The 19,812-nt window shown below is 45.1% G+C and carries 16 protein-coding genes; 11 read left to right on the top strand and 5 right to left on the bottom strand.

Annotation, left to right across the window (positions count from 1 at the left end):
• Nucleotides 1–32: 32 nt before the first annotated feature.
• Nucleotides 33–2,015, top strand: coding sequence for a glycogen debranching protein GlgX (gene glgX, locus VER99_RS19165; protein WP_020333485.1), 1,983 nt, complete (start codon nucleotides 33–35; stop codon nucleotides 2,013–2,015).
• Between the two features lie 103 nt (nucleotides 2,016–2,118).
• On the opposite strand, the gene VER99_RS19160 is transcribed toward glgX, so the two are convergent.
• Nucleotides 2,119–3,105 carry a LacI family DNA-binding transcriptional regulator gene (locus VER99_RS19160; RefSeq protein WP_020333486.1) on the bottom strand — a complete coding sequence of 329 codons (987 nt, stop codon included), beginning with the start codon at nucleotides 3,103–3,105 and terminating at the stop codon, nucleotides 2,119–2,121.
• 387 nt (nucleotides 3,106–3,492) lie between these two features.
• Here VER99_RS19160 and VER99_RS19155 point away from each other — a divergent pair, with 387 nt between their 5' ends.
• From VER99_RS19155 to VER99_RS19145, 3 genes are all read left to right on the top strand, one after another.
• Nucleotides 3,493–4,932 (top strand): sucrose-specific PTS transporter subunit IIBC, encoded by a 1,440-nt coding sequence (locus tag VER99_RS19155; RefSeq protein WP_014235004.1) that lies wholly within the window; start codon nucleotides 3,493–3,495, stop codon nucleotides 4,930–4,932.
• A gap of 257 nt (nucleotides 4,933–5,189) precedes the next feature.
• Nucleotides 5,190–5,834: a recombinase family protein gene (locus tag VER99_RS19150; RefSeq protein ID WP_014235005.1), complete on the top strand. Its 645-nt coding sequence runs from the start codon at nucleotides 5,190–5,192 to the stop codon at nucleotides 5,832–5,834.
• A complete protein-coding gene (locus VER99_RS19145; RefSeq protein ID WP_020333488.1) occupies nucleotides 5,831–7,042 on the top strand; it encodes a multidrug effflux MFS transporter in 1,212 nt (403 codons plus the stop codon). Before VER99_RS19150 ends, VER99_RS19145 begins: the two co-directional genes overlap by 4 nt.
• 71 nt (nucleotides 7,043–7,113) lie before the next feature.
• On the opposite strand, the gene VER99_RS19140 is transcribed toward VER99_RS19145, so the two are convergent.
• Together VER99_RS19140 and VER99_RS19135 are read right to left on the bottom strand one after the other, a co-directional pair.
• Nucleotides 7,114–9,144, bottom strand: coding sequence for a TonB-dependent receptor domain-containing protein (locus VER99_RS19140; protein WP_020333489.1), 2,031 nt, complete (start codon nucleotides 9,142–9,144; stop codon nucleotides 7,114–7,116).
• Nucleotides 9,145–9,281: 137 nt separating this feature from the next.
• Nucleotides 9,282–10,220 carry a LysR family transcriptional regulator gene (locus tag VER99_RS19135; RefSeq protein WP_024372640.1) on the bottom strand — a complete coding sequence of 313 codons (939 nt, stop codon included), beginning with the start codon at nucleotides 10,218–10,220 and terminating at the stop codon, nucleotides 9,282–9,284.
• A gap of 196 nt (nucleotides 10,221–10,416) precedes the next feature.
• Between VER99_RS19135 and VER99_RS19130 the strand changes: the two genes are divergently transcribed.
• The 5 genes from VER99_RS19130 to VER99_RS19110 all read left to right on the top strand — a co-directional run bounded on the left by VER99_RS19130 (nucleotide 10,417) and on the right by VER99_RS19110 (nucleotide 14,833).
• Complete coding sequence (locus tag VER99_RS19130) at nucleotides 10,417–11,337, top strand: siderophore ABC transporter substrate-binding protein (protein WP_014235009.1); 921 nt, start codon at nucleotides 10,417–10,419, stop codon at nucleotides 11,335–11,337.
• A gap of 89 nt (nucleotides 11,338–11,426) precedes the next feature.
• Nucleotides 11,427–12,383, top strand: a complete 957-nt coding sequence (locus VER99_RS19125) for an ABC transporter permease (RefSeq protein WP_020333491.1) — start codon at nucleotides 11,427–11,429, stop codon at nucleotides 12,381–12,383.
• Entirely contained in the window at nucleotides 12,376–13,326 is a 951-nt protein-coding gene (locus VER99_RS19120) for an iron chelate uptake ABC transporter family permease subunit (RefSeq protein ID WP_020333492.1), read from the top strand. The genes VER99_RS19125 and VER99_RS19120 overlap by 8 nt, the downstream gene beginning before the upstream one ends.
• Before the next feature lie 11 nt (nucleotides 13,327–13,337).
• Nucleotides 13,338–14,099, top strand: a complete 762-nt coding sequence (locus VER99_RS19115) for an iron ABC transporter ATP-binding protein (RefSeq protein ID WP_020333493.1) — start codon at nucleotides 13,338–13,340, stop codon at nucleotides 14,097–14,099.
• Nucleotides 14,100–14,221: 122 nt separating this feature from the next.
• On the top strand, nucleotides 14,222–14,833 hold the full coding sequence (locus VER99_RS19110) for a TetR/AcrR family transcriptional regulator (RefSeq protein WP_020333494.1): 612 nt from the start codon (nucleotides 14,222–14,224) through the stop codon (nucleotides 14,831–14,833).
• Between the two features lie 67 nt (nucleotides 14,834–14,900).
• Here VER99_RS19110 and VER99_RS19105 read toward each other — a convergent pair whose 3' ends face one another.
• Together VER99_RS19105 and VER99_RS19100 are read right to left on the bottom strand one after the other, a co-directional pair.
• Entirely contained in the window at nucleotides 14,901–16,439 is a 1,539-nt protein-coding gene (locus tag VER99_RS19105; protein WP_020333495.1) for an MFS transporter, read from the bottom strand.
• A 6-nt stretch (nucleotides 16,440–16,445) separates the two neighbouring features.
• Nucleotides 16,446–17,459 (bottom strand): HlyD family secretion protein, encoded by a 1,014-nt coding sequence (locus VER99_RS19100; protein ID WP_020333496.1) that lies wholly within the window; start codon nucleotides 17,457–17,459, stop codon nucleotides 16,446–16,448.
• Between the two features lie 507 nt (nucleotides 17,460–17,966).
• Between VER99_RS19100 and tnaC the strand changes: the two genes are divergently transcribed.
• Both tnaC and tnaA read left to right on the top strand, forming a co-directional pair.
• On the top strand, nucleotides 17,967–18,041 hold the full coding sequence (gene tnaC, locus VER99_RS23025) for a tryptophanase leader peptide (RefSeq protein ID WP_076633468.1): 75 nt from the start codon (nucleotides 17,967–17,969) through the stop codon (nucleotides 18,039–18,041).
• A 278-nt stretch (nucleotides 18,042–18,319) separates the two neighbouring features.
• Complete coding sequence (tnaA, locus tag VER99_RS19095; protein WP_020333497.1) at nucleotides 18,320–19,780, top strand: tryptophanase; 1,461 nt, start codon at nucleotides 18,320–18,322, stop codon at nucleotides 19,778–19,780.
• Nucleotides 19,781–19,812: the final 32 nt, after the last annotated feature.

Here is a 19,812-nt window from a genome sequence, read left to right as displayed (position 1 = left end):
GGTAGCAATAATTATTAAATAAAGAATCTCAGATGACGCAATTTCGATCTCGCCCATACCCCTTGGGTGCAACATTGAATAAAGAAGGCTGTAACTTCTCTATTCACTCGCCCGAGAATAAAGACATAAAACTGGCGTTGTTTTCCGACGACGACAAGTACACGCTGCACGACCTACCAGGCGAATACGCCGGTATACGGCACACCTTTATTCCAAAAGTTAAGGCTGGTCAGAAGTACGGCTACATCGTCTCCCATAATGATGAACCGCTGCTCATCTCGGACCCTTACGCGAAGTCAATCGATAAGGCGCTCCATTACCAACCTCCTTACTCTGCAAAGAAAAGCTTTGATATGCCAAAGTGTGTGGTTATCAAAGATGATTTTGACTGGCAGAAAACGGAACACCCGCGAATCCCAAGAGAAGAAATGGTGCTATTCGAGACCCACGTAAAAGGTCTCACTCAACTTCACCCCAAAGTTGATGCCGCCAAGAAAGGACATTATCTCGGCTTGTCTACACCAGAGATGTTGGCTTTCTATAAGCAGCAGAACATTAACACGTTGCAGTTGCTACCTATCGCCGCGTGTATGCACGAGCCCCATTTACTCGAAATGAAGAAAGCGAACTACTGGGGCTATAATCCCTACCTGTTCATGACCCCCGATCCCCGCTATGCGAAAAAGGACGCGGTTACAGAGCTAAAAACAACCATTCGTGAGCTTCATAAAAACGGGATCGAAGTCATTCTTGATGTGGTCTATAACCACACTGCTGAAGGCGGCGAAGGCCCAACAATTTTCAACCTCAAAGCCTTGGATTCACGTTTTTACATTAAGCATGGCACCCACTTTGCGAACTATACTGGCTGTGGCAATACCGTCGATCTCACTTATCAACCGGCTCTAAACTTAGTGATGGATACGCTTCGTTACTGGGTTAGTGAATTCAAAGTGGATGGTTTCCGCTTCGATTTGGCCGCCACACTTGGCCGTCAGGGAGACAATTACAACCCTGAAGCGGCATTTTTCAAAGCAGTGGCACAGGATCCTATTCTTCGTGAAACCAAGTTAATCGCAGAGCCTTGGGATATCGGCCCTAACGGCTACCAAGTGGGTAACTTCCCCTTTGGCTGGAATGAATGTAACGATAAGCTGCGTGACATCTCTCGTAGCTTCTGGCGCGGCGATCAAGGCTACTTGAAAGAGTTCGCGACTCGCCTGATGGGTTCGCGAGATATCTATAGCGCTGCAAATTGGCCTTACAAGCTGACCGTCAACTACATCACTTACCATGATGGCTTCACTCTGCAAGACCTGGTGTCGTACAAACACAAGCACAATGAAGCCAATGGCGAAGAGAACCGAGATGGACACGGTGATAACCGCTCAGAAAACTACGGTGTAGAAGGTGAGACGGAAAACTTGATGATCATTGCGACTCGCGAAAAGCAGAAACGTAATCTGGTCGCGAGCTTGTTGTTTTCATTCGGCATTCCTCACATCCTAACCGCTGATGTGCTGTCTCATACACAGGGAGGCAATAACAATGCCTACTGTCAGGACAACGAAACCAGTTGGTTAAACTGGAGCCAAACAGAGCGTAAACAACATTTCAAAGTCTGGATGTCGCAAATGGTTGCCAATCGTAAGAAATACATGGTGCCATTTATTCGTTCGTTCAGTGGTGACAGCCGCAATAACAATCGTATTTTCTGGCGAAGAACTGATGGCCACTTAATGGAGCATGATGACTGGAACCGTCTTAGCTCTGTGGCACTTCACCTTGGGATCGGCAAAGACGGGCAAGAGTTGGTGTACTTAATCAACCAAACCAATGCGACTGCGCGCTTTAAGTTGCCAAATGATCGCAAGCAAAACTGGATAACGATTTGTGATACCAATGTACGCAACTTAAATCCAGGCCACGCTGAAGGCGAAGTACTGCTTTCACCGACGTCAATGGTGATATTACATTACCAGCCGAACTCGAAAGCTAAACCTTCAGCAGAATAAGCGTTTGTTTGGATGAAATAACAATAAAAAAACCGATGTATTGAATGGCATCGGTTTTTTTATTTTCAGCTTAGGGGAACGTTCCCTAAAAGGGTGTTTCCATCTAGCACGTTTCACGTTCGATGTTTTGGAACGTCAGCACCACTTTGCTCATCTCTTCACCACGGCCTTCAATACGTTCAAGCAACATTTTCGCGGCATTTTCCCCCGCCTTATCAAAGGCATAGTTGAAAGTAGATAAACTCGGAATACTGATGCTCGACAGTTCATCATTACCAACACCCAATACACGTACTTGTTCACCGACCTTTATACCCATTTCACGCAGTGCCTTAACAGCACCAACGGCGATACGGTCAGTCGCACAAAACAGTCCATCGACTTCTGGATAGGTTCTGATCAACTCTTGCGCTTGCTGATAGCCTGACTCTATGGTGAAGTCGCCTCTGGCATGGACGAGCAATGATTGTTGATGAAAGGCTAAAGCCTGCTCAAGTCCCTGCGAACGCTGTGCATCAACCGCGATGTCATCGCCCTGAACACCAATGAAAGCGACATGCTGGCAACCTGCTGCAATCAGGCGGTTACCCGCTTCAAAACCAACACGTACATCGTCATGGACAACACTTGGTACATTATGCAGAGAGCCATCTTGCCCCACCAGAACAACAGGTACATTAGACTGTTGAATTGCTTTCACTAGTTTCGCATCTAGGTGCGTTGCATAGAGTATGATTCCTTCGACCCTTTTTTGATTAAAGATCTGAATATACTCAACTTCTTTTTCATAAATCTGATGTGTATTGGCTAACAAGACGTGTTTTCCGGACCGTTCAATAACAGCAGTCAACCCATCAACACCCTGAGAAATAGCGTGAGAAGACACGCGCGGTACGATCACACCAATAAGGTTTGTCTTCTGCGATTTGAGATCCTTAGCAACCTGATTCACTACGTAACCACATTCTTCCACCGCTTTACGTACTTTCACTTTGGTGGCTTCTTTTACCCCATACTCGTTGTTTATCACGCGAGATACGGTGGATTTCGACACACCAGCCAAACGCGCAACGTCGTGCAAACTTGCCATATTGCCCCTATTCCACTTATTTATTGGGATTGTTTGCAGAAAGCGCTCTGTATCCCTAGTCAATTAACGTGATTTTACCCTCGTTAAGCGGAATTTTGTTGACGAATATGGGGATCACACTCACACATTTCAGTCTTTTGTTTTGACCACTTGTGAATAATCATCAAAAATCCATTTTGCAAACGTTCCCAAAAATACAAAAACGATAAATCAGGTGCTGATAGGTACTCAGACCACAAACACAAGTGGGCTTGAGTATTATAAAGTCAAACATCCCCTCGAGAACGAGTGGTAAAACAGGTGATTCAGTAACAATAATCAATCTGTAATATTGGCGATAGCACTTGGATACATTTTAAATTTCAGTAATACCAATCGGGGTGTGCAATGAACTATCCAGTCATAGCAAAACAATTACTAGAGCACTTAGGCGGTAAAGATAACCTACAAGCCCTTGCTCACTGCGCTACGCGTCTACGCTTAGCGCTAAAAGACGAAGAAAAAGTCAATGAAGAAGCCATAGGCGAATTAGACGGGGTTAAAGGTCAGTTCAAAGTTGCTGGTCAGTATCAGATTATTTTCGGCTCTGGCATTGTAAACCAGGTTTACGCCGAAATGGCGAAACAGACTGGCCTGGCCGAAATGTCTACCAACGACGTCGCGTCAGCAGGTGCTCAGAAACAAAATATCGTTCAACGTGCAGTGAAAGGACTGTCGGATATTTTTGTTCCAATCATCCCCGCGATCGTTGCCGGCGGTCTGCTTATGGGTCTTTTCAATCTGCTTACCGCACAAGGTTTGTTTATTGAAGGTCAGTCGATCATCGAAGCGTACCCAGGCCTGGCAGACCTAGCGAGCATGATCAACACATTCGCCAACGCGCCTTTTGTTTATTTACCTGTTTTATTGGCGTTTTCTGCTTCGAAGAAATTTGGTGGTAACCCATTCTTGGGTGCTGCACTTGGCATGCTGATGGTTCACCCAGACTTACTGAATGGCTGGGGCTTCGGCAGTGCATCGGTTTCGGGCACGGTCCCAACTTGGAATATTCTGGGCTTGGAGATCCAAAAAGTCGGCTACCAAGGCTCAGTACTCCCTGTTTTGGTGTCTGCGTTTATTCTGGCAAAAGTCGAACTTGGCCTGCGTAAAATTATCCCGTCCGTATTGGATAACTTGCTAACCCCAATGCTGGCTATCTTTATTACTGGCTTTGTGACGTTCACTTTGGTCGGTCCGTTTACTCGTGACCTTGGCTTTATGCTGGGTGATGGTCTGAACTGGCTATACGATTCGGCTGGTTTTGTTGGTGGCGCTCTGTTTGGCTTTATCTACGCTCCATTTGTTATTACCGGTATGCACCACAGCTTCATCGCAATTGAAACTCAGCTATTGGCAGACATCGCAACCACCGGCGGTACATTTATTTTCCCTATTGCTGCCATGTCGAATGTCGCTCAAGGCGCAGCTGCATTAGCGGTAGGTTTCACAACGCGCGATACGAAAATGAAAGGCATCGCTGTCCCATCTGGTATCACTGGGTTATTGGGTATTACCGAGCCAGCAATGTTCGGTGTGAACCTGAAGCTTCGCTACCCGTTCTTAGCAGCAATCGTAGGCTCAGCCGTTGCGAGTGCGTTTATCACCCTATTTAACGTGAAAGCGCAAGCACTTGGTGCAGCAGGCTTACCTGGCATTATCTCTATCTCACCAGACAAAATAAGCTACTACATCATTGGCATGATTATCTCTTTCATCACCGCATTTGCCCTGACCGTCGTATTGGGCATGCGTGAAAAGGCAAAACAGAATAAGCAAGCAACCGCTTAAACGTTTCGTCTCTTAGTTAACCACTGCCCTATCTCATTTCTCGCCCCAGAGAAATGAGGAGATAGATAAGATGAAATACGGCCCCCCCTGCCATTAGGTTTTAATACCAAGCCAGTCAAAAATTTTTTGACTGGCTTTTTTTATTTCTGCTGGTTTCCTTATCTTTGGTTCATTTGGTGTTGTAAGTATTAATGAACCAGCGTATATTTATGAACCATTACATTATATGAACCAAATTCTTTACGAGGCAAACCATCATGACAACCTACCTCTATTCTCGCTATTCGCCTCGAAATCGTGCTTACAGCGAGAACCTATCAATTTTGAAAGCGGCGGCTCCTGACGCGCAACATTTTGAAGACAAAGCGCGTGGCTGCATACCACCGACCGAGCGTGAGTCATTCCAACAATTACTCGAAATCATCAAACCTGGCGATACCATCATCATTTGGTGGCTAACGACTTTTGGACGTGATTTCAGTCAGTCACTCAATACCATCGAGCTATTACTAAATAAAAACGTGACACTGAAAACGGTGTGCGAGCCACTTTGTTTCGAGCCAGGATCGGTTGAAACCAAGACCTTGACCACCTTGCTGTCTGGTTACGGAAAAGTACAAACCCAGCATCGCTTGTTTGCCGCAGAGCAAGGTCGACGTGCGATTAAAGGTGAGCCCGATAGATGGAAACAAAAATTTCGCGGTCGCCCTGCAGACAAAGCCAAGCATCAACAAATCGCAACACTACTGCTTGAAGGTAACACGCTACACAGTGTTGCTCAGCAGTGTGATGTCAGCTTATCGACAGTAAAACGCGTCAAAGCCAAACTGAATGAGTTTGACGATGAGGGCGGAATGAGAACACGTGGAAGATCTGGTCTTTCAAATGGTGAATCATCATGAAGAATGCCATTAACTTTCGTTCCATTTTACTCGCCTGCCTGATTATCAGTGTCGGTCAGCTGAGTATGGGATTGGTGATGCCATCTTTGCCATGGATAGCAAAAGACTTCTCGATTTCACTCGACCAAGCTCAGCTATTAGTAAGTATTTACTTACTTGGTTTTGGCCCGTCCCAGTTTATCTATGGCCCCATATCCGATGCTTTAGGCAGAAAAAAAGTCTTGTTAACCGGACTGCTGATTGCCATGTCAGGGCTACTGATGATCATATTTATGAGCCAGACTTTTACTGGCATGGTCATGGGGCGTTTTCTGCAAGGATTAGGTACTGGCTGCTGCGCTGTATTAGCCCGAGCTTCTACCCGTGATCGCTTTAGCGGTAGCGAACTTCCGGTCGCGATGTCTTACATTGCGATGGCAGCTTCTATCACACCTCTGATGGCACCCGTTATTGGTGGTTTTATCAACTTCCATTTCGGCTGGAGTATGGTGTTTATTTCGTTGTTAGGTTATGTGTCGATCGCCTGGGTAATCATTGCATTTCGCTTCACCGAGACAATTTCAAAGCGTTCTTCCATTCCGTCACCTAAGACGATGTTACGCCAGTACCGAAATCTACTCACCTCACGTTACTTCATGAGCTTTGCTAGCATAAGTTGGCTTAACTTCAGTTTGATGATCACAACCGTGTCTGTCATGCCGTTTATTATGCAGGATCAAATCGGTATGACTTCCGATGAATACGCGATGTGGGCACTTATTCCCGCTCTGGGTATGCTGGGCGGAACAACCATTTGTAACCGCGCCCGCCCGATCATTGGCAACAAAAAGATGCTGCTATGTACGCCGGTGTTGCATATCAGTGCGGCGATATGGTTGTTCTTCTGTCCGGTAGAGCCGTTGTATTTGATGCTGGGGCAACTACTGATGATATTGGGTAACGGTATTGCTTTGCCGTGTGCTCAGGCTTTGGTCATGCAACCTTATAAGGAACAAGCAGGAACGGCCGCAGCAATGTCCGGTGGTGGCCAAATGATCGCTTCTTCTCTGGTGAGTTTGACGTTAGTCCAGTTCGGTTTGAGTGAGGCGTGGCACCTGTCACTGGTCATCGCACTGTTTACTGCAATTACATTGATGAATATCCTGCGAGGATTCAGTTCATCCCTACCTACAGAGCACATAGCCGATGAAGTAACTCAGGCTAGTTAATATCTGAATAGGAAAAGAAAAGGGGCGTCACAGTGCAAACTGCGACGCCCCTTTATCATTTGAGTTTCTGGTTAGAAATCTGCTGTCATACCAACATAGTAAGTACGTGGCGCTTCAACATAACCAATGTCTTCAAGCTCTTTCGAGACACTCTCATCAGTTAGATTGGTGATACCCGCGCGAATGCGCAGTGAATCGTTCACATGATATACCGTACCCATATCTAACGTTGTGTAAGAGTCTTGAGTCAGCTCAGAGTCAATCTTACGTTCACCACGGTAACGAGCGCTCGCAAACAGATCCAAGTCTTTGGTTGGGTACCAGTTCAGGCGAGCAAATGCCGAGTGCTTGTAGCGCTCATTCAGCTCTTCACCGGTCGACTTGTCTTCTGTATCCAGGTACGTGTAGTTACCCGACATTGCCCACTGATCAGAAAGCTGAATGTTGCCTGACAGCTCAACCCCTTGGATAACGGCTTTTGAGACGTTTTTAAATGACTTGTATGGGTTAGAAAGCTCACGATCAATTGGGTCACCATTCTCGTCGATACAACTCATAACAGAGCTTGACCACGTTCCTGTTTCACAGAACACATCGGTTTGCTCAATCAGGTTTTCAACCTCGTTACGGAATAACGCCGTTTCAATATCCCAGTTACGAGCACTGTACAGTGCAGAAAGCTCATAGTTGATGCTGGTCTCTGCTTCCAGGTCTTCATTACCCTGAATGTCACAGTTACCTTTACAGCTGATCAACTTAAAGTCTGGGTTATTTTGTGTCATGGTTGGCGCTTTAAATGCTTTGCCTACTCCACCTTTTAGAACCAGTGAATCTGTGGTTTGGTGTACCAGGTAAACACGCGGGCTGAACTCTTCACCGAATTGCTCATGCTTGTCCAAACGGCCACCAATGGTTGCGGTTAAAGTATCCGTCATTTCCCACTGATCCTGAGCAAACACAGCGCCTTGGTAAGCTTCTGCTTTGTTGCCCACGAGGTTTTCTGGGTTAGTCAGCTCACTGTTTTGGTAGTCCATACCAAACGTGAACGTATGACTATCGCCAAAATACGTTGTTGCCGATGCTTCCACAATTTGTGTCAGTTCTTCGATGGAATCCACACCATCATTTGCCGCATCGATATTCTCTACGTTTTCGCGTGAGTAACGTACTTGTGTGTCACCCCAAGACCATAAGCCAGTATGTGAAATTGCCTGGCTATCACGTCGAACTCGAGAGTTTGAAGACAAGACCGTCGTTGCGCTTTCAGCAACCGTGTCACGCTCGTCATTGCTATAACCTAAGTCTAAATCAATAAACTGAGTGTCGGATAAGTGCCATGACAATGTACCAAACATCGCTAACGTATCGCGCCCTTCTAAAGCCGTGATATCCGAACGATCATATTCAACGCCTCGCGCAGTCTTAGTGCCTGAATATGGCTGCCACGCATCACGACTGGTTTGAGAAACGGAAAAACGCGCGAACAATGTGTCATCAATTAAGGCACCTGATGTGGTTAAACCAACCGTATATTTCTGCCCGCCGTTGCCGTCATTTGGTGTCGCGTTATCCAGACTTAACTGAGAACTCCAGTCATTTTCCGGCGACTTAGTGATGATGTTGATCGTACCACCCATGCCATCTGAACCGTAAAGTGCAGACATAGGACCACGGATGATTTCAACACGTTCAATTGAGTCCATTGGAATCGCAGAGAGATCGAAATCGTTACCACGGACAATCGCACTCGCAGAACTCATACGACGCCCATTCACCATAATGAGGGTGTATTTTGAATCCATACCACGAATAGAAATCTGCTGACGCCCAGCTCGCGTACTGTCGTAATCAGCTTCCACACTGGTTTGGTTCGCAACGATATCCGCTAACGTAATACCCGGATCATTCTCGATGTCTTCTGCCGTAATCACGGACATAGACGCAGGTGCGCTTTTCAGCTCCATCTGCGTACGTGTTGCCGTCACAACCATTTGTTCATCGACTTTAGTTGGGGTTGTATCAGCAAAAACTGACATTGAGGCGCATAGTGCACCGATCGCCACTGCTAATGGTTTTGGTGCTACCAGAGTAGTTTTAGACATATTAAAACCTGTTATTATTATTGAAAGTTATAATGATAATGGTTCGCATTAAATAGGTTTTATTTTGCTAAAACAAGTCTCCCCGTATACAGGCAGTAAATTACCACTATGCAAAAAATGAATAACTAAAAATTTAATCATTCACCTTCGATGGACCCGTATATTTCTTTAAACAAGGACTTAACCCAGTTACACATCGGATCATTGTGGTAGCGCTTATGCCAATAGAGATAAACCGATTCACTATCAAGACGAATTTCTTCGGGTACCGTTTTCGTGATCAGCTTACGTCCAACACATGCCCCTTCCGCAAATGGGGTCGGCAAATGGAATATCACATCCGTCTCTTCAGCAATGGCTGGCGCTGCATTAAAATTGGAAAGCTGTATGGGTATCGACAAACTTCGGCTCTTATCCACTACACCAAGTTCGGCAAACCGATGGTAAATAGACAGCGTTTTGCCGCCCTGAAGAGAAATCTGGCCAAAGTTGCATTCAAGTAACATGTCTATCGTCAAATCTTCAACATCCGCTAACGGATGAGACTCGCTCATCAAGAATCGATAGTCGCGGCTTGCAACTTTCATGCGATACAAGTTTTGCTCAGAGCTTGGGGGCGAAGCGGTAGAAAGCACAAAATGCACGTCACCCGTGATCAAACCATCAAAATGCCTTTTAGGAATAGAGTCGACATCGACAATCATATTGGGTGCTTCTTGGCGAATGCGTGAAATTACACTAGGCAACAACATGGTCACTTGAGGGACTAAACCATAGAAGCGTATCGTACCTTTACTCTTCTCCGGAACAAAAGACTGACCATGCATTAACTTCTCTAAACCCGTTAGCACAGTGGTTAGATCTTGTTTGATGACTTCGGCTTTGGGAGTCAACTCATAGCCATGAGCGGTTCTCACAAGTAGCTCGTCGTTAAACAAATTTCTCAGCTTTTGTAAAGACCGACTGACGGAGGGCTGGCTCATATTCAGCAAAACTGCGGTATTGGATACGTGCTTCTCTTCAAGTAAGCTCTTGAGAATAAACAGTAAGTTTAATTCTACCTGGGCTAAATTCACTTTTTGAATACTCACTATTCTGACAATTCAGTTGCTGGTTATAACCTATCTGATAACGTGTCTGCAATCAATAATCATTCTTATTTGATTTTAATCAACTTAAGTTTCAGTACTTTCAGATCATCTTTTGCTCTGTTTTCTTTTTTAAACGCTTTCCAGTTAGATGACTGACTTATAGACCTTTTTGGGAATCATTATGTTTGGTAAAACTTCTCTTCGTGTAGCAACAAGTGCGCTACTACTGGCATTAGCGCCTATCGGGGCATTCGCAAAAACCTACCAACACAGCATGGGCTCGGTAGAAATTAATGAAGTACCGAAACGCGTAGTCGTTCTCGGCTACGGCAGCCTTGATTACGTCGATGCTCTGGGTGTTACACCAATTGGCGTACCAAAGACACTACTTCCAACCACACTGGAAAAGTACAAAGGCGACTCTGTGGAAAACACAGGCAGCGTGAAAGAAGTGAATTTCGAAACCTTGTTTACGTTGAAACCTGATCTGATCATTGCAGAAGCGCGCATGGCGACCATCTATAAAGATCTAAAAGACATCGCACCAACGTACATGTTCGAGATTGATACCAAAGACTACTGGAAAACCACACAAAAACACTGGCGTACACTAGGCGAAATCTTCGAAAAGAGCGATAGAGCGGATCAATTGATCAAAGACGTTCAAGGTCAAATAGATACGCTTCACAGTAAAGTGGCACAACATCCTCCTCGCGCTTTAACTGTTTCGAACAGCGGCAATAGCCTAGCTATGTTTGGCGAAAAGAGCCGTTTCTCATTTGTATATGATGAAGCTGGTTTCGCGCCATCAACGTCTCAAAACGTAGAATCCGTCTCTGGTAATCACGGCAACCTGATCTCATTTGAATACATTGCCGATGCACAACCAGAAGTTCTGTTGGTTTTAGACCGTGAGCAGGCAATTGGCCAGAGCAACGGTAAAGCGAAAGCATTGTTTGATAACGACCTCGTCAAATCAACACCAGCAGCGAAAAATGGTCGCGTGATGTTTATTGACCCGGCGGCCTGGTACTTGACTGCTGGCGGTTACCACTCAACTCAAACCATGATTAAAGAGCTAAACCAAGTCGTTGTTAACTAATAAGCCCACGTTAATCACCCTATAAAAGATGACCTTTCCGCTTATGGCGTGAAAGGTCATTGTCGTATTTATAAACCTAAATCTTCACTATGAAATTACATCATATTTTGGCGTTTGCTTTGCTCATCATCCTCGCTGGCATCTCTTTGCTAGTCGGGGTAGCAAACGTATCTCTCTCGCAAATTTTGGCTGGTGACAGTCACAGTTTGAACATCTTGTTGGTCAGTCGACTGCCGCGATTAATTGCCATTGTTTTAGCCGGCGCAGGTTTGAGTATTGCTGGATTGATCATGCAACAAATTGTTCAGAACCGCTTCGCTGCGCCGTCAACAACTGGCACTGTGGACTGGGCAATGTTCGGTTACATCATCGCTTTGATCTTCTTTGCCGATATGAGCAGCTGGGTTCACCTCATTACCATCTTCGCTTTTTCTGTGCTTGGTACGGTGATTTTTGTTCGCTTTCTACAGCGTTTGAAGTTCAAAAACACAGTTTTAGTACCACTGATAGGCATCATGTATGGCAATGTGGTCTCTTCTATGACGACCTTTGTCGCGTATAAATATGATCTAGTGCAGACACTTGGCTCCTGGACGGTCGCGAACTTCGCTTCTGTTTTACAGGGTAACTACGAGTTTTTATATTTGGCGCTCCCTGTATCGGTGCTGGCTTACGCTTATGCCAACCGATTTAGTGCTGCCAGTGTTGGTGAGAGTTTCGCGAAAAACATCGGCTTAAACTACCAGCGCATCGTACTTATTGGCGTTATCTTGGTCGCGGTATTGTCATCGTCTGTCGTGATGATTGTGGGGATGATTCCGTTCCTTGGTCTCATCGTGCCAAACCTTGTGTCGATATTTATCGGCGATAACATGCGTCGCAACTTACCTTGGACTGCTTATGCAGGCGTGATTCTGGTACTGACCTGTGACATTTTAGGGCGTTTGATTATCTTCCCTTATGAAATCCCTATTTCGATGATCATCAGCATCTTAGGCGGTTCTGTTTTCATTTACCTGGTATTGAGAGACAAAGCGAATGCGTGATTCCATTAAAGTCATCGTACTCGCGGCTGTCGCAGTACTGATATGCGCCGTATTTATCGGCAAAGGTTTAACTCCGGACAACTACCAATTTTTCTTGTCTCGTCGTGTGCCTAAAGTTCTGGCGATTGTATTGGCAGCAATTGCCATTGCCTCCTCGTCATTGATTTTCCAGACCATCACTAATAACCGAATTCTGACCCCGTCGATTCTCGGTTTTGACTCCCTGTACGTGATGATTCAGGTGGTATTGGTGGTAATGTTTGGTGGCCTGAGTGTTTGGGTCATCAACAGTAAACTCAATTTCGTCCTGTCTACAGGCATCATGATTGTGTGTGCCATGACCCTATTCAGCTTCTACTTTAGAGGCCGTCAGCGAAACATCTTCACGCTGTTATTAATTGGTATCGTGCTCAGCAGCTTGTTCAGTAGCATCACTGGCTTCTTCACTATGGTGACGGACCCAGATGAGTTTAACTTAATACAGGGTTCCATGTTTGCCAGCTTTAACAACATCAACGGTGAACTGGTTTACTGGTGTGTCGCTCCGATGTTGCTTTGCGGCGCTTATTTAATTCGTATCTCACATAAGTTGGATGTGATGTGGCTGGGTGTGGACAACGCCAAGAGTTTGGGTATCGACACACACAAACTGACGATGCAGGTGATGTTCATCATCACACTGATGGTTTCGATCTCCACCGCGTTGATTGGTCCAATCCTGTTCTTTGGATTAATTGTTGTCGCGCTGACGCGTCAAATTTTCACTGGTTACCAGCATCGCCTGCTGATCGTCGCCAGTTCTGTACTGTCTGTTGTATTGCTGTCTGGTGGCCAGTGGGTCGTCGAAAACCTATTCGATTTCGATACCACCATCAGTGTCATCATCAACTTTTTTGGCGGCGGTTACTTCCTAGTTCTACTTATGAAAAATAAATTCGATTAAAGGTACATCACATGATCCGTATTCAAGGTTTAAGTAAAAAATATAATGAAAAATACGTGGTAAAAAATGCTGATGCCCTTTTCCCACTTGGTAAAGTGACCAGTATTATTGGCCCAAATGGCGCAGGTAAAAGTACCCTGCTTTCCATGGCAAGTCGCCTGACAGAAAGCGATGCAGGTACCGTCGTGATCGGTGACAAACCGCTCGACCAATGGAACACGGAAGATTTGGCCAAGCGCCTTTCCGTGCTGCGTCAGTCCAACAATATCAATATGCGTTTTACTGTGCGTGATTTAGTCGCGTTCGGGCGCTTCCCATACTCTCAGGGGCGCTTAACAGAACAAGACCATCGCATCATTGAAGAGTCTATGCAGCACCTGGAAATCGACCATTTGCAAGATCGCTTTATTGACCAGCTGTCTGGTGGTCAGAGACAAATGGCGTTTATTGCGATGGTCGTCGCACAAGACACTGATTACATTTTTCTTGATGAGCCACTCAATAACCTCGATATCAAGCACTCCGTCGATATCATGAGCACACTGCACAAGTTAGCTAAACTGAAGAACAAAGCCGTGGTGATCGTAATTCACGATATAAACTTTGCTTCCTGTTATTCCGACCATATCGTCGCAATGAAGCTGGGCGAAGTTATTAAAGCTGGAACGGTAGAAGAAGTCATTGACGAAGCGGTACTAAGCGATATTTATGAGATTCGTTTTGTCGTTCAAGAAATCGATGGAAATCGTATTTCTTTGTACTATCGACGTTAAAATAGCACTTTACGAAATGGCGACATCAGGTCGCCATTTTTGTACCGCAAGACAAAAAGATGTGTCTCTCCTTGCCAATAGTGGTACTGTACTGAACAGTCTGATTTAAGCTAGGTTTTGTTATGCGCGCGTCCACTCAACAAAAAAGAATTCGCATCATCGAAGTAGCCACTGAGCTTTTTATTACGCAAGGTTACAAAGAAACGTCATTGGACCAAATAGTTGCCATTTGTGGTGGTTCAAAGCAAACCTTATACCGATATTTTTCCAATAAAGAAGGGCTATTTACAGAAGTGTTGGCGCACAACACTCAAACCAGTTTAGAGTCGGCTTTCCAGCTTTCTGCTCAACAAAATGAGTCGCTACAACAAACGTTAGAAGACTTCGCCAAGAAGTATCTACGCGGAATTTGTTCCAACCCTGTTCTGTCACTTTACCGAATTATTTCTGCCGATTTTTATCAGCACGACTCAATACCAAAGCAGTTTTGGCAAACGAGTCCGATGCGGATTCATCAACACTTAATTGAGTTTTTAAAGACAGACGTCGTCAGCCAACAATTAGACATCGACGATCCAGATCTCGCGTGCGGGCAACTCCTCGCTCTAATCAAACTCGATTATCAGACCAAGGCGCTATTGGGGTTTGAGTTACCCAGTGATGCAGAGTTGAATACTCATGCTCGTAAAGCCGTCACAGCTTTTCTCTCACTCTACCAGCAACAGTCAGCGTAACTCTTTATTAAAGACAAAAGCCGCCTTCGAACATGGAAGTCGGCTTATGCCTCAACTTAAAAGAATCCTAGTTTGGACTCGCTTCTCGCTTTGCTACCAGTTTCTTGCCGATAAGGAGCACTGGAGCCAACGCCAAAATCGAGAAAATAAACATAATCAATGAATTGCTTAATGCCAAAGTCGTGGCTTGCTCTTTGACGACAGCAACAACTTGGCCCGCCCCCATGGAGGAATTAGGCAAATGTCCATGAGTGAGAATCGTACTGGTAAGTGCCTGTTCATAAGCAGAAAAGGCATGGCTCGATTGCTCTAACGTTCGCCCTATTTCACCCGATGCTTGCGCACTATGAGTGTGTATTGCGCCAGAAAAAAATCCACCGCCGATAACACTGCCCATGGTTCGGAACAAGTAGAAGTTACAAATCCCCTCAAGGCGCTCATGATTTTTAAAATAGGTTAACACTGCAATGGTTACCGACACGTTCAGCATCCCTACCCCAAAGCCACGCAAAAGCATAGGTAAAAGCAACGATTCTGGCCCGGCCTCACTTGGTAGAAGACTAAAACGATATACAGAGAGCAAGATCATTAAAACACCTAATGGCACAACCGCATCAACCAGCGTTCGTCTTAGGTAAAACACCATCACACTCAGCAGCATGCCCACAATCATCGCATAGAAGAATGGCAACTGCGCATAACCAGCGTTCAAATGATTGTAGTTCAACGCCATTTTAAGGAAATTTCCAAACAGTGCAGAACTCGCCATTACCGCAAAACCCGCCAAAAAGGCGTTATACATAAAGACATTGGTTTTCAGCGTATTATGCAATTGCGATGACGCGGTATTTAAACGCCGTCTTTTAACTAAGAGGTAAATCAGGCTTAGCCCTAATGTGGTCGTGATCAGCGTAAGTTGAATAAACGCCTCTGAATCTAACCAGTTATAGTAACGGCCTCGCATTAACAGATAAACGACCAAACCTGTCGCTAACGCTGCAATAGTATAAACACCAACATGCGATTTATGCTTTTCGACAATGTTAACTGGTTCAGGTTTGTAAATACTCACAAGAATAAGCGCTGAAAAGTACAACCATGCCGATAGAACACAAAATAGCGACCAGTCAAATCGCTCCAATACATGTGCCATTAACCAAGGATACAAACCCATCGGCACCAACGTCGAGAAGACTAAAGTCAAAGCAATGATTACGGGCAACCAACGTTGCTCAAACACATCGAGCAAAAAGAGATTAACCACCACCAGCAATACACTCATGAAAAAGCCAACGAACAGCCAAGTCAGTTTGAATAACCATGGGCTCGGCAGTTGCCAGTATAAGATCATACTTGCCGTTATCTCTATGAGCAGAGCAGTGATCAAAATCCGGTAAGCACACCAGTGACGAACCAACTTCGGTGCCCAGATAAAGCCCAACACTTGGGCAATCATAAATCCGATTTTAACCAGCTCTGTTTCATCAAGAGACAAACCTATAGTCGCCGCCATTTCATACGAAAGCTCACTAAACATCACGGAGTTAATACCAAATGCCGCAAGCGCGAATAACACCCAAGTCAATAAACGGATACGTGACTTCATGGCAACTTAACCTTGTTTTTCGGTTTTAATCGCTACCTCGACAGACAGGCCCGGATAGATACGCTGTCTCAGCTCTTGGGGAATATCTAACTCAATTCGCACTGGCACGCGCTGAACGACTTTGACAAAGTTACCCGTCGCATTTTGTGGCGGGAGCAAACTGAACTGCGCACCCGTTGCAGGTGTAATCGAGGCAACTCTGCCATGCAGTGGCTTGTCAGGGAACATGTCCAAAACGACTTCAACGTTCTGTCCTTCAATCACGTTTTCTAACTGAGTTTCTTTAAAATTGGCTTCTACCCAAACATAGTCCGGAACCATCACGATGAGCCCCATACCAGGCTGAACAAACTTACCAACCTGTACTTGTCTGTCTGCAATAAAACCATCAAATGGCGCTTTTACCACCGCTCTCTCTAGCGCGATTTTAGCAAGCTTCAGATTTGCCTGAGCCCGTTTCTGTTGTGCAATCAGCTGTTTTTTCTCGGTTTTTAATGTCTCAAATTGCTTTTTCTCTGCGCTTAACGCCAATTTAACCGTTTCTAAATGACTGCGCGATTCAATGGCTCGCGTTCTTTGCGCTTCAAATTGGTTCTTACTGACTGATTGCTTTTGTACCAGACGTGACAAGCGCTCTAACTCCGCAGCCTGATGATCGGAATTAGCTCTTGCGCTCGTAATGCTTTGCTTCGCCTGTTCAATTTTGACTAATTGCATTTCCGTTTTGGTCTGGTTCGCTGTGATTGCTGCGTTGGCGACGTCTAACGCCGATTCTGCGATCTCCAGATTTGCGATGAAATCCTCGTCGTCAATTGAAAACAAAGGCGTACCTTTGCTCACCCATTGGTTGTCTTTGACGAATAGCTGGCTAACTTGTCCAGCGACTTCTGGTGACACTGCTGTCACGTCAGAATGGACGTACGCGTTGTCCGTCTTAACTATGTTCGGCTGATACAAGCTGTAACCAACGCCGAATAATGATCCAAAAACAAGCAGTAATGCGATGGCTTTCTTTTTCATACTGAACACCTCAACTAATGATTCGCACAAACTGTACTGTACGGTACAGTTTTAGTAAAGTAACTTTTGATCATTTTGAAAAGTGAGGATCTAAGGAGATGAGTTGAACGATCTTCTGGGGAAATTTGGAGCGCCACGCAGCTTGTTTGATAATTGGAGTAGATATTAATGTGTGGTTGCTCCAGTTTAAGCAGATTGAACACTGGAGGCCGTGTCAGCAACTCAACTCTTTTCAATCAAACTGTTTGTAATGCCTCGTTTGTAATGCCTCAAAAAAGAACAAGTACGTTTCACAATGGTGCACCACCTCTACATCACCAGAAGGAACTAAAGGTTATTTCTTTACAAAACAATGTGATATAAGTTGGTCTGTATTTTGCTAAACGAATATCGAATCGATGCTTCGATATAGATGCATCAACCATCAGCAACTTAAAAACGTTCGCGTTGTTTTAGGTTGCTTAGTTAGATTGTTTTGTTTACTTAGTTCTATCAAGGTGACTTAGTATGTTGTCTACAAACCATATCGCTAATTGGATAACCCTCGATTTTAAAATCGCCTTCTTTTTCCCTGCGCAATAACACTTCTTATTGGGCGCACAGCAATGTGCTCTGTACTGCTATTCGTTTAAACAAGCAATACCACTCGATTAGCCCAAACCAAATATCAAGCATACAGAACGGTAAATCAGAGACTTATTTTGTTCGATAACTCACCTCTGGTGTTGATCAAGCAATAAGTCAGGTATTTGCCGCAGTGCGTTTATTTCTGAATTTTAGATTTGGGAAGGCACTGTTTTATTCCAACCCATCTGTATGCCTTAAAAATATTCAAAAAATGATCTTTTAGGGAAAATAAAATGGAAAACTTTAAACACTTACCTGAGCCGTTTCGTATTCGCGTTATTGAACCAGTAAAACGCACTACACGTGAATATAGAGAAGAAGCGATTCTAAAAGCGGGTATGAACCCTTTTCTTCTGGATAGCGAAGATGTGTTTATCGACCTTCTTACCGATAGTGGTACAGGCGCTATTACGCAAGAGATGCAAGCAGCCATGTTGCGCGGCGATGAAGCATACAGCGGCAGCCGAAGCTACCATGCACTTCAACAGGCCGTTGAGGATATCTTTGGCTACCAATACACCATTCCAACTCACCAAGGACGTGGTGCAGAGCAAATTTACATTCCGGTTCTGATTAAAAAACGTGAGAAAGAGAAAGAACTAGATAGAAGCAAGATGGTTGCGCTGTCGAATTACTTTTTTGACACCACACAAGGCCATACACAGTTAAACTGCTGTGTTGCGAAAAACGTTTATACCGAAGAAGCATTCGACACTTCAATCGAAGCAGACTTTAAAGGTAACTTTGATCTGGAGAAACTAGAACAGGCAATCCTAGAAGCTGGCGCAGCAAATGTACCTTATATTGTCAGCACCATCACATGTAACTCTGCCGGCGGCCAGCCAGTATCGCTTGCTAACCTAAAAGCGGTTTATGAAATTGGTCAGAAATACGATATTCCAGTGATCATGGATTCGGCTCGTTTTGCCGAGAATGCTTACTTCATTCAACAACGTGAAGCTGGCTACGCTGACTGGTCAATCGAAGCAATCACCAAAGAGAGCTACAAATACGCGGATGGTCTGGCGATGTCGGCAAAGAAAGATGCCATGGTTCAAATGGGCGGCTTACTTTGCTTTAAAGACGATTCGTTAATGGACGTGTACACGGAATGCCGCACGCTGTGTGTTGTTCAGGAAGGCTTTCCGACCTATGGTGGTCTGGAAGGTGGCGCTATGGAGCGTCTTGCCGTAGGCCTTTATGATGGCATGCGTCAGGACTGGCTGGCATACCGAATCGGTCAGGTTCAGTACCTGGTTGATAAGCTGGAAGCGATTGGCATCGTTTGTCAGCAAGCGGGTGGCCATGCTGCCTTCGTTGACGCAAGCAAACTCCTGCCTCACATTCCTGCAGAGCAATTCCCGGCACATGCACTGGCGTGCGAGCTTTATAAAGTCGCTGGTATTCGAGCGGTAGAAATAGGCTCCCTTCTATTGGGCCGAGATCCTGCGACAGGTAAACAACACCCGTGTCCGGCTGAACTGCTTCGCCTTACCATTCCTCGCGCTACCTACACACAAACGCATATGGATTTCATTGTCGAAGCATTCCAGGCGGTAAAAGAAAATGCAGCCAATGTAAAAGGTCTGGACTTTACTTATGAACCGGAAGTTTTACGTCACTTCACCGCGCGTCTAAAAGAGGTTGAGTCAGAGACTCAAGCTCCATCCATCACGACAGCAGAAACAGTATAAAAACTACAAATTAAAGCGCAGCGTGGAAGGTT

Source organism: Vibrio natriegens NBRC 15636 = ATCC 14048 = DSM 759, assembly GCF_035621455.1.
GTDB lineage: Bacteria > Pseudomonadota > Gammaproteobacteria > Enterobacterales > Vibrionaceae > Vibrio > Vibrio natriegens.
The sequence above is the reverse complement of the archived record's forward strand: the minus strand, read 5'-3'. Positions and strand labels throughout refer to the sequence as shown.

What these genes read in the sequence shown, in the direction of transcription:
- glgX (WP_020333485.1), top strand. Translation starts at nt 33, where the DNA reads ATGACGCAATTTCGATCTCGCCCATACCCCTTGGGTGCAACATTGAAT.
- VER99_RS19160 (WP_020333486.1), bottom strand. Translation starts at nt 3,105, where the DNA reads ATGGCAAGTTTGCACGACGTTGCGCGTTTGGCTGGTGTGTCGAAATCC.
- VER99_RS19155 (WP_014235004.1), top strand. Translation starts at nt 3,493, where the DNA reads ATGAACTATCCAGTCATAGCAAAACAATTACTAGAGCACTTAGGCGGT.
- VER99_RS19150 (WP_014235005.1), top strand. Translation starts at nt 5,190, where the DNA reads ATGACAACCTACCTCTATTCTCGCTATTCGCCTCGAAATCGTGCTTAC.
- VER99_RS19145 (WP_020333488.1), top strand. Translation starts at nt 5,831, where the DNA reads ATGAAGAATGCCATTAACTTTCGTTCCATTTTACTCGCCTGCCTGATT.
- VER99_RS19140 (WP_020333489.1), bottom strand. Translation starts at nt 9,144, where the DNA reads ATGTCTAAAACTACTCTGGTAGCACCAAAACCATTAGCAGTGGCGATC.
- VER99_RS19130 (WP_014235009.1), top strand. Translation starts at nt 10,417, where the DNA reads ATGTTTGGTAAAACTTCTCTTCGTGTAGCAACAAGTGCGCTACTACTG.
- VER99_RS19125 (WP_020333491.1), top strand. Translation starts at nt 11,427, where the DNA reads ATGAAATTACATCATATTTTGGCGTTTGCTTTGCTCATCATCCTCGCT.
- VER99_RS19120 (WP_020333492.1), top strand. Translation starts at nt 12,376, where the DNA reads ATGCGTGATTCCATTAAAGTCATCGTACTCGCGGCTGTCGCAGTACTG.
- VER99_RS19115 (WP_020333493.1), top strand. Translation starts at nt 13,338, where the DNA reads ATGATCCGTATTCAAGGTTTAAGTAAAAAATATAATGAAAAATACGTG.
- VER99_RS19110 (WP_020333494.1), top strand. Translation starts at nt 14,222, where the DNA reads ATGCGCGCGTCCACTCAACAAAAAAGAATTCGCATCATCGAAGTAGCC.
- VER99_RS19105 (WP_020333495.1), bottom strand. Translation starts at nt 16,439, where the DNA reads ATGAAGTCACGTATCCGTTTATTGACTTGGGTGTTATTCGCGCTTGCG.
- VER99_RS19100 (WP_020333496.1), bottom strand. Translation starts at nt 17,459, where the DNA reads ATGAAAAAGAAAGCCATCGCATTACTGCTTGTTTTTGGATCATTATTC.
- tnaA (WP_020333497.1), top strand. Translation starts at nt 18,320, where the DNA reads ATGGAAAACTTTAAACACTTACCTGAGCCGTTTCGTATTCGCGTTATT.